The 14,214-nt window shown below is 34.8% G+C and carries 14 protein-coding genes; 6 read left to right on the forward strand and 8 right to left on the reverse strand.

The features are described 5' to 3' along the window. Window positions 1-113: 113 nt before the first annotated feature. Both Q9Q97_RS01725 and Q9Q97_RS01730 read left to right on the forward strand, forming a co-directional pair. Entirely contained in the window at window positions 114-848 is a 735-nt protein-coding gene (locus tag Q9Q97_RS01725; RefSeq protein ID WP_306153817.1) for a metallophosphoesterase family protein, read from the forward strand. 52 nt (window positions 849-900) lie between these two features. Next, entirely contained in the window at window positions 901-1,431 is a 531-nt protein-coding gene (locus Q9Q97_RS01730; RefSeq protein WP_306153819.1) for a DUF6646 family protein, read from the forward strand. A 97-nt stretch (window positions 1,432-1,528) separates the two neighbouring features. On the opposite strand, the gene Q9Q97_RS01735 is transcribed toward Q9Q97_RS01730, so the two are convergent. The 7 genes from Q9Q97_RS01735 to Q9Q97_RS01765 all read right to left on the reverse strand — a co-directional run bounded on the left by Q9Q97_RS01735 (window position 1,529) and on the right by Q9Q97_RS01765 (window position 9,148). Continuing rightward, window positions 1,529-1,969: a hypothetical protein gene (locus Q9Q97_RS01735; RefSeq protein WP_306153821.1), complete on the reverse strand. Its 441-nt coding sequence runs from the start codon at window positions 1,967-1,969 to the stop codon at window positions 1,529-1,531. Between the two features lie 148 nt (window positions 1,970-2,117). Beyond that, window positions 2,118-2,774, reverse strand: a complete 657-nt coding sequence (locus tag Q9Q97_RS01740) for a 3-oxoacid CoA-transferase subunit B (protein WP_306153823.1) — start codon at window positions 2,772-2,774, stop codon at window positions 2,118-2,120. Between the two features lie 108 nt (window positions 2,775-2,882). Beyond that, complete coding sequence (gene bla, locus Q9Q97_RS01745) at window positions 2,883-3,773, reverse strand: class A beta-lactamase, subclass A2 (RefSeq protein WP_306153825.1); 891 nt, start codon at window positions 3,771-3,773, stop codon at window positions 2,883-2,885. 190 nt (window positions 3,774-3,963) lie between these two features. Continuing rightward, a complete protein-coding gene (locus Q9Q97_RS01750) occupies window positions 3,964-4,662 on the reverse strand; it encodes a CoA transferase subunit A (RefSeq protein ID WP_306153827.1) in 699 nt (232 codons plus the stop codon). Window positions 4,663-4,973: 311 nt separating this feature from the next. Then, entirely contained in the window at window positions 4,974-7,280 is a 2,307-nt protein-coding gene (locus Q9Q97_RS01755; RefSeq protein WP_306153829.1) for a penicillin-binding protein 1A, read from the reverse strand. Between the two features lie 10 nt (window positions 7,281-7,290). Beyond that, on the reverse strand, window positions 7,291-7,770 hold the full coding sequence (locus Q9Q97_RS01760) for a gliding motility lipoprotein GldH (protein ID WP_125718313.1): 480 nt from the start codon (window positions 7,768-7,770) through the stop codon (window positions 7,291-7,293). Then, entirely contained in the window at window positions 7,754-9,148 is a 1,395-nt protein-coding gene (locus Q9Q97_RS01765; protein ID WP_306153833.1) for a regulatory iron-sulfur-containing complex subunit RicT, read from the reverse strand. Before Q9Q97_RS01765 ends, Q9Q97_RS01760 begins: the two co-directional genes overlap by 17 nt. Before the next feature lie 301 nt (window positions 9,149-9,449). Here Q9Q97_RS01765 and Q9Q97_RS01770 point away from each other — a divergent pair, with 301 nt between their 5' ends. Continuing rightward, window positions 9,450-10,823, forward strand: coding sequence for a hypothetical protein (locus Q9Q97_RS01770; RefSeq protein ID WP_306153835.1), 1,374 nt, complete (start codon window positions 9,450-9,452; stop codon window positions 10,821-10,823). Between the two features lie 7 nt (window positions 10,824-10,830). Further along, a complete protein-coding gene (locus tag Q9Q97_RS01775) occupies window positions 10,831-11,394 on the forward strand; it encodes a hypothetical protein (RefSeq protein ID WP_306153837.1) in 564 nt (187 codons plus the stop codon). A gap of 96 nt (window positions 11,395-11,490) precedes the next feature. Here the strand turns inward: Q9Q97_RS01775 and Q9Q97_RS01780 are convergent, their stop codons facing one another. Continuing rightward, complete coding sequence (locus Q9Q97_RS01780) at window positions 11,491-11,634, reverse strand: hypothetical protein (protein WP_306153839.1); 144 nt, start codon at window positions 11,632-11,634, stop codon at window positions 11,491-11,493. Between the two features lie 15 nt (window positions 11,635-11,649). Between Q9Q97_RS01780 and Q9Q97_RS01785 the strand changes: the two genes are divergently transcribed. Together Q9Q97_RS01785 and Q9Q97_RS01790 are read left to right on the forward strand one after the other, a co-directional pair. Further along, on the forward strand, window positions 11,650-12,831 hold the full coding sequence (locus Q9Q97_RS01785) for an ankyrin repeat domain-containing protein (RefSeq protein WP_306153841.1): 1,182 nt from the start codon (window positions 11,650-11,652) through the stop codon (window positions 12,829-12,831). Window positions 12,832-12,859: 28 nt separating this feature from the next. Continuing rightward, window positions 12,860-14,197, forward strand: coding sequence for an ankyrin repeat domain-containing protein (locus Q9Q97_RS01790; protein ID WP_306153843.1), 1,338 nt, complete (start codon window positions 12,860-12,862; stop codon window positions 14,195-14,197). Window positions 14,198-14,214: the final 17 nt, after the last annotated feature.

Consider the following 14,214-nt stretch of genomic DNA (forward strand, 5'->3'; position numbering starts at 1 on the left):
AAAAAAGCGCTGTAAATAGTTATAAATCATATCAATTTTTAAAGAATATGAATTCGATGAGTTCAAACCAATTATTCTTTTTATTTTTGTTCTTCTACTCGAAAAATTAAATAATGCGAACATTTGTTATAGGTGACATACACGGCGGATTACTTGCACTTGAGCAAGTTTTAACTAGAGCCAAAGTTACTACTGAAGATACTCTAATTTTTTTGGGCGATTACGTTGACGGCTGGAGTCAGTCTGTTGAAGTAATTGACTATTTGATTGATTTAAAAAGCAAACAAAACTGCATCTGCATAAGAGGAAACCACGACCAGCTTGCTTTGGACTGGCTAGAAGAGAGAAACGACGATTTTGATGAAGAAATGTGGTACAAACATGGCGGTAAAGCCACTGTTGAAGGTTACGCCAAAATTTCTGAAGACAAAAAAAGAGCTCATATCGAATTTCTGGAAAATCTTCAGGATTATTATCTTGACGATCAAAATCGTTTGTTTGTTCATGCTGGTTTTACCAATTTGAATGGTGTAAAATGGGAATATTTCTCGAAGCTATTTTACTGGGATAGAACACTTTGGGAAACAGCTCTATCATTAGACCCAAAATTAAAGGAAGACGACTTACACTATCCTAAAAGATTTACCGTTTATAAGGAAGTTTATATTGGCCACACTCCGGTTACTCGAATCGGCGAAACGGTTCCTGTAAACAGAGCTTGTGTCTGGAATGTCGATACTGGAGCTGCATTTAGAGGTCCGCTTACGATTTTAGACGTCGACACCAAGGAATACTGGCAAAGTGAGCCGTTAAACGAATTATATTTTAACGAAAAAGGTAGGAATTAATTTATTTAAATGAGTTACTTTTGCCATTCAAAATAATTAATATTAAATTTTTATGAAAAAGGTTTTTACACTCCTGTTTTTGGTATCATTCGGATTTATTAATGCGCAAAGTGCGTTTACAGGAAAAGGTGACATGAGAGTAAACGTAGGTGCAAATTTACAAGATGGCGGATCTGGAATTCAGGGTTCTATTGATTTTGGTTTAGGAGAAAATTTCTCTTTCGGATTTGTCGCAAATTATTTATTAGGAGTTGATAATTTTACCGGTTTTTACCACGGAAGCAATGTTGCTTATAATGATGCTGATCCAGATTTTGGAGATCGTTTTGATGCAAAAGCAAGAATCAATGCTAACTTATCTAGCGTAATTGGTGTTCAGCAATTAGACATTTACCCTGGATTAAGCTTAGGTTTACACAACTTTGGCGGTCACGTTGGTGGTCGTTATTTCTTTACTGACGGATTCGGTGTTTTCACAGAAATTGGTTTTCCAATCGCAAAATATGGTTCAAACAATGATCCATTCTATCATTTAAATAATCAGGCTACTTTCAGTTTAGGAGCTTCGTTTAATTTACAATAATATTTAGCTGCTAAGGCTCTAAGACCCTAAGCTTCTAAGTTCAAAAAGAAAAAAACCGCCTAATTGGGCGGTTTTTTTCTTTTATATCATGATAAATTTATGCTCTAGCAAATTTTCTTTTTAATGCTACCACAAACTCTTTAATTGTAACTCCGTTATATTCGTGTGAATCATCTTCTAATAATTCTGAAATATCTTTTTCTCTGTACGGCACAAACAAGGATAAATACCAACTACTGGTACTTGTAATTGCACTTCCATTTAAAAATGATGCTAAAAGAAAAAAGAAAGTCAAAAGCCTTATAAAAACAAAAAACTTTCGATAACCTCGACTTAAACCATATTTTTTGTTTTCTCTAATTGCCTTATTAGTAAAATAAAAGAGCAGAATTATAAGAACTATCACAATAACATTGTCAAAATATCGCAGACTTTGTCCGTCGATTAGAAACATAAATAACGTGATAATTGTCGAAACAATCAAATTTACGACAAACAAGTAACTTCCCCACTTAATGTCTATTTCAAACTTTTCCAAATGATGCGTTTTTAAAATCCGAACAAATGTAAATAAAAGATTACTTAATAAGTGCGTATGAAAATAAAAAACCGCCAGATTAGGCGGTTTAATATATTTTTTTTACTTGAAAATCCTTTGCGACTTAGCGCCTTCGTGGCAAAGACATTTAAATCACCATTTCAGGAATTTCGCCTTCAATGATCAAATCGGCTTCGGTTGAGGCGATGATGTGCTCGACTGAGACACCTGGTGCTCGTTCTAAGAGCTTAAAACCTTTTTCTGTTACTTCGAGAACCGCAAGCTCCGTTACGACTTTTTTAACGCATCCTACGCCCGTAAGCGGCAAAGTGCATCTTTTTAAGATTTTTGACTCTCCTGCTTTGTTCACATGCATCATGGCAACGATTATATTTTCGGCGGAAGCCACCAAATCCATTGCTCCTCCCATTCCTTTTACCATTTTTCCCGGAATCTTCCAGTTGGCAATGTCTCCATTTTCAGAAACTTCCATTGCGCCCAAAATCGTTAAATCTACTTTCTGACTGCGAATCATTCCGAAACTGAAAGCCGAATCAAAGAAACTAGCTCCCGGAAGCGTTGTAATGGTTTGTTTTCCTGCGTTAATAATATCGGCATCTTCTTCTCCAGCAAATGGAAAAGGCCCCATTCCGAGAACGCCATTTTCACTTTGAAATTCAACCGCTATGTCTTCACGTACATAATTCGCAACCAAAGTTGGAATTCCGATTCCAAGGTTTACAAAATATCGGTCTTTAACTTCTTTTGCAATTCGTTTTGCTATATCTTCTTTATTCAGTGCCATAGTTTTTAATGTGTCAATTTATTTTAATGTGCCAATTAGGTAATTTGATAATTAGATAATTTCTCCTTCGTTGAAGGCATTATCTAATTGACTAATTATCTCAATTATCTATTTTTTTGCAACGAAATAATCCCAAGTTGCTTTGGCAATATCTGCGATTATCTTTTCTGTATCTTTTTGACTTTCTGTGATTTCTTTTAAATAAACCGAAAGAATAAAATGTTTTCCGTTTGGAAGTTTTGCAATTCCGATATCATTCATGGCAACTCTCAGATTAGCATCGTTGGTTCCAGAAATCCCTGTTCTGTGTGCCAATTCGGTATTTTCAGGAAGTCCGGCTTTCATCCAGGTTAATCCTCTTGATGTTTCGACCATGATTTGATACAAATATTTTGTCGTTGTTTCTTTTAAAACTTGCCCGTTATAGAATTTCTCTAGCAAATCTGTTGTTGCTAAAGGGGTTGTGGTGTTTACATACAAGTTTTTCCAAGTTTTCATTTGATCTTCATTCACTTTAATAACGAAGTCTTTGATTCCTTGTTTGTTTATAAATTTCTGAACCTCTTTAGCACCGCCAACTAAATCGATCAAAATATCGCATCCATTATTATCACTATGAGAAACAGTATATCTAAGCAATTTATCCAGAGTTAAATACATATTTCCTTCAGGATAATCTTCTCTCATCGGACTCCATGTATCTTCCTTTAGCTCTTTCTTTTTGATGAATATTTTTTGCTCTAATGAAAGTTTGCCTTCATCAACTTTATTCAAAACCGTTAAAGCGATATGAAATTTAAAAACACTCATCATTGGCGCTTTCAAATTTCCATTAATGCTTAATGTATCTTTATCTTCAATTCCCTTAATAGAAATACCGACTGTCGCATTTTTTGTTTTTATAATCTGGTTTAATTCCTGCCTAAGTTCATTTATCGTTTGAGCAAATGTCTGAAACGAAACCAATGAAAATAATGTCGCATAAAAAAGTTTTCTCATTTTTTCCCAATGTGTCAATTAGTCAATTTGATAATTAGATAATTTTGTAAACTGCTCAAAGCATTATCTAATTGTCACATTTTCAAATTATCTCAATTATTTCAATGTGCCAATTAGTCAATTTGATAATTAGATAATTTTCTACTCAATTTAAAACATTATCTAATTGACAAATTATCTCATTATCTAATTACCTCTGACGTACTGTGCGTTGCTCAATTCTTTTCTCAAATTTCTCTCCTTGAAAAATACGCTGCACCATAATTCCTGGAATATGAATCTGATTTGGATCTAAACTTCCAACTGGAACTAATTCTTCGACTTCGGCAATGGTGATTTTTCCGGCACCCGCCATACACGCATTGAAGTTTCTAGCAGTTCCTTTGAAAATTAGATTTCCAGCTTCATCACCTTTCCAAGCTTTTACGATTGCAAAATCAGCTTTGAAGGCTTCTTCCATAATGTGCATTTTTCCGTTGAATTCGCGTGCTTCTTTTCCTTCTGCAACTTCAGTTCCATAACCTGCTGGCGTAAAGAAAGCCGGAATTCCAGCCTGAGCCGCACGACAACGCTCTGCTAAAGTTCCCTGTGGCGTTAATTCAACTTCTAATTCTCCTGAAAGCATCTGACGCTCAAATTCGGCATTTTCTCCCACATAAGAAGAAATCATTTTCTTAATCTGCTTTTTTTGCAACAATAATCCCAAACCAAAATCATCTACACCTGCATTGTTAGAAATACAAGTTAAATCTGAAATCGATGTGTTTACCAAAGCCGCAATCGTATTTTCAGGAATTCCGCACAATCCGAAACCGCCAAACATAATGGTCATGTTGCTTTCAATTCCGCTAATGGCTTCCTGAACGTTATTTACTTTTTTTGTTATCATAACAAACTATCTTTATTGCTGAATATTTTTGATAAAAATAAGATTTTTAGATGAAATTATAACGATTTCGTAAAATAATATATTCATCTAAATATTAATTAACCGCAGAGCACGCTAAGATTTTTAATATGTAAGTTTCTCTCAAAACGCAAGGTTGGCAAAAGCTTTGTATTATTGTTCTTTGTGTAAAATCTTTGCGCCCTTTTTTTGTAAAATCTATATCTAAAAACAAAAAGTCCGCAAAGTTTAAATTAAACTTTGCGGACTTTGCATATATCTTAGCGCTCTTTGCGGTAAAATTTTTATCTAGACTATAACTCGAACTCGTCTGTATTTTGTTCGGTCTGTGTAGTATCTTTTACCACAGCTGGCCTTTGATAGCAATCTACTTTAATCGAAAGGTTTGCTGGACGCTCAAATTCTGCTTTAGAAACCTGAAGATCTTTATCTGCATAACACAATTTCATGAAATAACCCCAAACTGGAAGTGCTGCAGTTGCTCCTTGACCATAAGTCAAACTCTTGAAACGAGCCGAACGGTCTTCGCATCCAACCCAAACTCCAGTTACTAAATTCGGAACCATTCCCATAAACCAACCATCAGACTGGTTTTGTGTTGTTCCTGTTTTACCAGCAATCGGGTTTCTAAACATGTATGGATATCCTGTCCAACGGTTATCTCCGCTACCACCGCCTTCGGTACGTAAACGTGATCCAGAACCACTTTCTGTTACCCCTTGCAACAATTTGATTACCGCAAAGGCAATATCTTTATTTAAAACGTCATGAGATTCCGGAATTGGCTCATAGATAACTTCTCCACTTTTGTTCTCAATTCTGCTTAAAAACTGAGGTTTTACATAAACTCCTTGGTTGGCAAATGTGCTATACGCCGCAACCATGTCTTCAACTGTAATATCTACCGCTCCTAAAGCAATAGAAGGCTGAACTGGAATTTCTGTTTTTACTCCTAATTTCTTAGTCAATTCTACAACAGCTTCTGGACCTGTTCTGTCAATCAATTTAGCCGAAACGGTGTTGATCGAACCAGCCAAAGCTTGTTTCAAAGTTACCATTCCGCGGTAAGTATGATTGGAGTTTCTTGGTTCCCAGTCTTCTGTAACGTGGTGGCGTCCTTTATGAATCATAAAAGGTCCGTCTAGAATAGAATCGCAAGGAGACATGTTTAATTCTTCAATTGCAGTTGCGTAAACGAAAGGTTTAAAAGTAGAACCTACTTGTCTAGCTCCTTGACCTACGTGGTCGTATTGGAAGTATTTGTAATTAATTCCTCCAACCCAAGCTTTAATCGCTCCAGTCTGAGGCTCCATTGCCATTAAACCAGATTGTAAAAAGTGTTTGTAATAACGAATAGAATCTAAAGGTGTCATTACCGTATCGCGTTCTCCTTTCCAAGTAAAGACGCGCATTTTTGTTTTTACTTTGAATGAAGCAATGATATCATCTTCGCTTTTATCCATTTCTTTCATCTGAGCCCAACGAACTGAATTTTTCATCGCTTGCATCATGATGCGGTCTGTTTCTTGCTGTGTAATATTTACGAAAGGCGCATTTTTATTGGTTTTCATTTCAATAAAAAACTGTTCCTGCAAATTTTTCATGTGTGCAGCAACTGCTTCTTCAGCATAACCCTGCATTCTTGAATCGATTGTAGTATAGATCTTTAGACCATCTTTGTAAATATCATAATCAGAACCGTCTGGTTTTTTGTTATCTGCTACCCATTTTTTCATGTAATCACGAAGATATTCTCTAAAATAAGTTGCCATACCTTCACGGTGGCTTTCCAGCTTAAACTTCAACGTAATCGGTAATTTCTGAAGTCTTTCTTTTTCAGATTCAGAAATCATTTTTGCTTTTGCCATTTGAGACAAAACCACATTACGGCGGTTTTTTACTCCTTCTGGATTTCTTACTGGATTGTATAATCCTGAGTTTTTGAACATTCCAACCAAAATAGCCGATTCGTCAACTGTCAAATCTTTTGGCTCTTTAGAAAAATACGTTTGTGCCGCAGAACTTACTCCAACAGAATAATTTCCGAAATCATACACGTTGCAGTACATTGCTAAGATTTCATTTTTGGTATATTGCCTTTCCAACCGAATAGCAATAATCCATTCTTTTATTTTCTGTACAATCCTGAAAGGCAAAAACTTAGACCCTTCACCATGAAACAATTGTTTAGCTAATTGCTGTGTCAATGTACTCGCTCCACCATTTGTTCCAAGACTAAAAACAGCTCTTAAAGTTCCGCGTCCGTCAATTCCTGAATGTTCGTAAAAACGTGCATCTTCAGTTGCAACAAGCGCCTCAACTAAATTTTTAGGCAAGTCAGAATATTTAAGCTGTGATCTATTGGTTTTGAAATATTTACCAATTACAACTCCATCAGAAGAGATAATTTCTGTAGCAAGATTTGAGTCTGGATTTTCTAAATCTTCAAATGAAGGCATAGAACCAAAAAGTCCCCATGAAGCAAATAAAAAGAAAGCCAAAATTCCTACTAGAAAATAGGCAAATATTCTCCAGAATTTCTTTTTGTAATAATTAATATCCTTAACGCTATTGGATTGATTGTTTTTTTTAGCAGCCATAATTATTTATCTAATCTTTTTGTTCTATTCTAAAACCCACGTCTGTAATTCCTTGTAAAGCTTCAACACCTGGAATTTTACCCGACTGTCTAACAGCCTGTTTGATGTGAACTTTGTACTTTCCTGTAAACTTTACATCTTCTTTGTAATAAAGCTTGCTCTCTTTTATGTCAGAAAAACCGTTTCCTAGCAATGTTCCGTCTGGCTCTGCCATTTGGTATTCTAATGTATCTACTTTTGTAAATCCGCTTGGCGTTTCAATAGCAACAATCAAAAACAAATTATTAAACGGATAATTGTCGTTGTCTCTTATGTTTACAAAAAGATTGTATTTTTTCGTAGAATCTAAAACCGGCAGATCGAAGCTTATAATACTGTCTTTGTGCCAAGCACTTCCAACAGATTTATACTCATCAAATACTCTTTTTTTATCGCAAGAAAAAAGAAGTATTGCTGCCAAAAGAAGAATTCCGCTATTTTTTATTCTCATTTTTAGTATTCGTTATTGGTTTTCTAGGTTCAGCAGGTTTATTTTCATTTGAATTTTGCTTATTCGGATTGTTTTTATTCGAATTAGGCTTTTTCTTATGATTTGGCTTATTTGGATTGTTCGGCTTATTTGGATTGCCATTATTCGCATTACCATTGTTCGGATTATTGTTTCCTGCTGGTTTAGCGATGTTGGTATTCTTTTCCTGCTGTGGTTTTACTGGAGCCACAACACCAGCCGCTTCTGCATTTGGCTTACGCTTGCGATTTGGTTTTTTCTTTCTTTTTGGCTGGTCAAAACGAGTTAAACTTTCTTGACCCATTGCGTTATTGAAGTCTTTTTCTGGTTCTGCAACCACCTCAACAGCAAAATCTTCTAAAGAAGAAACTTTGTTTTTCTGCTTATTTTCGGCAATAATTTCTTTTACCTGATCAATTTTTAAAACGTGCCAGTTTGCGAAGTTATTCGTATAAGCAAACCACATTAATCCTTTAAAAATATCCTGTTTCTGACAAACTGCATCGCCTTTTTCCGTGATCAGTTTGGTATCATAATCTGGAAAATCTTTTAAAGCGTCCATGTAAGTATCTAACTCATAGTTCAGACAGCATTTTAATTTTCCGCATTGTCCCGCTAATTTTTGCGGATTCAATGATAATTGCTGATAACGTGCCGCAGATGTATTTACACTTCTAAAATCTGTCAACCAAGTTGAGCAGCAAAGTTCACGTCCGCAAGAACCAACCCCACCCAAACGAGCCGCTTCCTGACGGAAACCAACTTGTTTCATTTCTACTCTGGTGCTGAATTCTTTGGCAAAATCCTTAATCAGCATTCTAAAATCGACACGATCGTTTGCGGTATAATAAAACGTCGCTTTAGATCCGTCTCCTTGAAATTCGATATCCGAAATTTTCATTTCCAATTTATGCTGAATCGCCAATTCACGCGCACGAACTTTCATTGGTTCTTCACGATCACGAGCCACAGACCAGATATCGATATCTTTTTGAGATGCTTTTCTGTAAATTTTTGGAACATCATTACTTTCGTAATTCACTCCTTTTTTCTTCATTTGAATCTTTACCAACTCTCCAGTAAGAGTCACAATTCCAATATCATGTCCTGGCGAAGCAACAGTTGCTACGATATCACCAATACTTAAAGTTAATTTTTCTGAATTTCTAAAAAATTCCTTGCGTCCGTTCTTAAAACGAACCTCAACACAATCAAAAATCGCCTCTCCATTAGACGGACTCATGTTAGAAAGCCAGTCAAAAACCGTCAATTTATTGCAGCTATCGGTGCCGCAAGTCCCATTATTTTTACAACCTTTTGGTGCGCCACCATCTGAGGTTGAACAACTTGTACATGCCATAATTATATATGTAGTGCTGCCAGAATGCAGCTTAAGTTCATAAACGTTTGATCGGTAAAGATAGTATTTTTTATTTTTCTTTATAAAGTATTAAAAGTTAAGGCATGTTAAAAGCAGAATAAAGAAATTTTCTGTTACATCTATTTTTTACGGCATACAACTTTCATCAATTATATTTCTGTACAAGTTTTAAAAGTTTTTCCTTACAATATTATTTTGAAATTCCAAATTTATATTTTTTTCTTATAAAAAAATTCTTTCTAATTTTGATCTATATTAATTTAGTTTTAATAAAAATTATATGCAAAAGAAATACAAATTCAATTTAATCGTAATTATCATTATTAGTATTCTATTCTTCAATTGTTCCAAAGAAGATGACTATTTGAACCTACAAGATCAAGAATCCAATCTTTTATCAAAAACCCAAGAATGGTTAAAATCAAAGCAAGTAGTGGACGAAGAAAACGTAATGTGGTATTCAGCTAAATTTTATCAGCAAAGTAACTCATCGTCATTTATAGCTATTATCCCTGTAAAGTCTTCAGATCAACTTTTATTACAAAAAATTGTTGTTGACATTAATGACTATAACATAACTGGAAAATTATGGTCTTTTTATTTTAAGAATCCTCAAGAAACAGAAGAATTACTAACGGCTTCAACACATCAAATATTACAATCTTTTACTGGACAGCTGAAAATTATTAATTTAGAGACGATGGAAGCTAGAAATGACACATACGATCAAGGTATCTCACATAATAATCTATTTTCAAAAACTAATGGGGCTGGAGTTTGTGACAGATGCCACTTAGTTGGAGATGAAGGGGCTATCAAACTAGACGAAGTTGTAGTAACTGGCCCTGGAGGAAATCCATGGCTAGATCCTATTACAACGCCAACTTTCCCTACTATGCCTACAATAATAGGCGGTGGCGGATCTAGTGGTTCAGCAAACTGGAATAGGGTTGAACAAATTAATGATGGTAATTTAGATCCTTGTGGAAAATCTGCACTTGACAAACTTAAAAATCTGCAACAGAATGATATCAAAAAAATGCTACAACGCTTTGGAGGTCCGATATCACAGTATGATGTTACAATACAAAAAGGTCCTGTATTGGGTGGGCCGTCTGTTTTTGGTCAAACAATTAAGTTATCTAATAACAATTACCAAATCACCATTAACCAAGATTATCTTAACGGAATAATCGATTCAGAGCCAAATTCACCTCCTACCAGTTTGTCTGTTGCAACAACACTATCCCATGAAATTATACATGCGTACTTTTTAAGCCTTATTGATCAATATGCAAACACTGGAAGTTCTTCATTGACAGATTTCCCAACCCTTTTTGAAGCTTATGTTAGAAGCACAAACCCTGGAGGAACTTCAAATGATCTTGCAGATGCTCATCATGCAGAAATAGCAAATCAATATGTTGATATTATGGCTTCGGTATTACAAGAATTCAATACTGGAACACCTGTTGCTTCTGGAGCTGCACAACAACTTTACAAAGATTTAGCTTGGAGTACTTTACAAGGTACACCTATTTATGACGCAAAACTTTCTTCAGCTGATAAAGACAGAATAGCTCAAAGAAAAACTGTTGAGGCTCGAAATAAGCCTAGAGGCAATCAAAATCCAGAAGGAAAACCATGTAACTAAATTATTTATGAAAAACAGAATAGTAATTCTTCTTTTAATTCAAATGATAGTAGCGTCATGTGGTTCTTATCAAAAATATGAGCCACTAAACGTCTTTTTAGAAACTGAATTAAAAAAAGATCAGAAAGCAATACTTGTAAAAGATAAATCTAGTAACAAAAACACTTTGCGTATTTTTTTTAGAGGAGATGGTAACATGGAAATTGAAGAAAAATACAGAAGTCGTCTTTTTAACCAGAAAGATTATGAGACAATGTATAATCAATATGCCACTGATTCAATTCAAAAACCATGGACTCCAAATGATTTCCCCAAGCTGAATTTGATCTTCGAAAACAAATTAGGATTGTGGAACACCAGTTTTCTAGACAAATATGAAGCTTCACCGCTCGATGTTTATTTTTTATCTGAGCCTCTATTTTATAAAAATAAAGAATACATTATGTTTTATTTTGACCGTGGCAATACAAATGACATTAGCGGTACCTATGTACATCAAGTCATAGTAATGAAAAAAGTAGATGGAAAATGGCAGGTTATAGAAAGAATAGCCGATTATGTTTATTACTAAATCTTCGAATTTTTAAAATCCTGTTTAAAGACAGGATTTTTTTTTTGATTTTTTTGTTTTGGCTGTTTTTGGAAGAATATTGCTTTACAAGTTTCTCTATTGATGATCTGCGAAAATTTCTGTGGGTTTTGTTTTGTCAAAAGCAATTTTAAATTTTCCTTCTAAAATATATTTGTCATTTTTATGTTTTATCTTACACATAATTTCAAAAGCCTTGCCAAATAAGGCATTATTTCTCATCTTAAAACATTTCAAATGCAAACACAAAACCAGATTGAAAATTTCCTTTTTCAGGGAAAATTTGACGAGGCCAGAGAATGCCTAAATAACGGAGAAAAATTTAATGAACAATATCTGAAAAACAATTTTTCTCAAATAACAGCAAAAATTATTGAAGCCAAAGAAGTTGATTTTATAGAAAAACTGATAAAAGCTGGCTTTATCGAAACGGATATTTATGAATTGGACAGTTTTGACCAATCGATTTTTAAACCGCTGACTTCATATTTGAAAGATGATGACGAATCCATTGCTTTCTTCAAAGAATTGATGTCGAAAATGGATAATCTTAACGACGAAATCAGCGATAAAACTTTACTGGGCTATTTTCTTGAAAAAGGGATTTCGCCAAAAACAATTAAAGTTTTAGTTGAGGATTTTAATGCTAACACCCAATATAAGAATAATGCAGGAGAAAATTTTATCTATACTGTTCTAAACACTTACGGTCTTGATGCCGAAAAAGTAAAAGAATATATCCGTATTTTGACTGATAATGGCGTTGACATTAACGAGAAAAACATTGTCGGAACCACCCCGTTAATATGTGCGGTTAAGAGAAATCGAAAAGACATTTTGCCATTTTTATTAGAAAATGGAGCAGACCCGAATGAAACCGACAATCAGGAAAACAATGCTTTTTATTACGCTGCGGCGGAACAATTCTCTATTCCGATGTACGAACTTTTAGCAGAATCATCGTCAGCCAATTTCAATAGTATCAATAAAAATGGAAAAACTTTGCTTACAGAGTTCATCCGAATGATGTCTGATTCTGAATATGATCTGAATTCACTACAAAGATTATTGTCTGATGGAGCCGATTTAAATCACTGCGCTGAATATTACGGAAATCCGAAATCGGGTGTAGATTATGTTGTGGAGAAAAAATCGGGCATTTTAAAATCGGTTCTCGACAGCGGATCAATTGATGTTAACGAACAAGACAATCATGGAAATACTATTTTGCATAAAGTCTGCGAGTACAATGTCAATTATGATGCTGAAATGGCAAAGGAAACCTATCGAAAAGTAAAACTGCTTCTTGAAAATGGCGCTGATAAAGAAATCACCAACGATAAAGACGAAACCGCTTTAATGCTTGCCTCTGGAGACAATCTGAAAATCAAAACAGTCGAGCTTTTGATGAAACAATAAATAATCATTAAAAAATACAAACATGTCAATGTCATTTATAGTTGCCTGTGAAAACGGCAACAGAAAAATAGCCGAATTACTGCTTCAAAATAAAGAAGTTGATGTAAAATATACCGATGAAAAAGGAAGAACTGCACTTCACTACGCAGCACACAGAGGATATTTAGATATCGTTAAAATATTAACCGAAGATGGAGCCGACATCAATTACGAAGACCATCAAGGTGAAACACCTTTGTACTTTGCCTGTCTTCAAAAACAGAAACAAACAGCGTTATATCTTTTACAAAATGATGCAGAAATTACCAAAAACGATAAGTACGGAAATAGTCTTTTACATTTAGTCGCTCAGACGGCTCAAACTGAAATTGCAACAAAGTTGCTACAAGATGGAGTTGATGTTAATTTACTGAATAACAATGGAGAAACGCCGTTGTTATTGGCCTCTACAAAACTAAACAGAGAAATTATTCAGCTACTTTTGGATAATGGAGCAGATGTCAATACGACTGATAAACAAGGAAACACACCCTTAATTTATGCTTGTTATACCAAATCGATTCCGATGGTGACCTTGCTTTTAGATAATGGTGCCGATGTAAATCACGTAAATCATGCTGGCGAAAATGCACTTTTAATCGCGTGTTACGAAACCAACCGAATGCTGGCTAAATTATTGGTCGAAAGAGGTGCCAATGTATTTACTTCTAACAATAATGGATATTCTCCAATTTGGTACGCCTGCGCGAATAATCAAAAAGAGATCGTTTCTTTGTTTTTGGAAAATGGAGTTGATATCAATTACAGCAAACCCGTAGCAGGCGACACCTCGTCAATGAATGATTATCTGGACTGGATTGTCAGCGCGTCTAGCCTTAGCAACGAATCTAGTTTTACGCTAAACAGTACGTATAATTACGGCGGAGAAAGCCTTTTGCATGTAGCAACAAAAAAAGGAAATTTAAGCATGGTAAAATTACTTATTGAAGCCGGTGCAAATATTGATATTCAAGATGAATCTGGAAACACACCTTTGCATTACAGCGCTGCCAACGGCAGAAAAGATGTGGTTAAATATTTATTGGACAATAAAGCAGATGCTTCAATTGTCAACGTAAAAGAACAAAAAGCGATTGATTACTCAAACGTAAAAGGCTATAATGAGATTACAGAACTGATTCTTCAATATGCGCCTTCAGGAACAGTTGTAACTCCAATTCAGAAAAGAGAACCTCAACCAACAGATTCAGGAAATTCTATAGAAGCAAAAAAGAAAGCACTTTTGGATTTAAAAGAACTTCTAGATGCTGGCATTTTGACTTCGGAAGAATTTGATGTTGAAAAAAGCAAAATTTTAAAAGGATAAATAATAAACGAACTTAA

Origin of the sequence: Flavobacterium sp. DG2-3, assembly GCF_030730925.1 — a bacterium.
Classification (GTDB): domain Bacteria; phylum Bacteroidota; class Bacteroidia; order Flavobacteriales; family Flavobacteriaceae; genus Flavobacterium.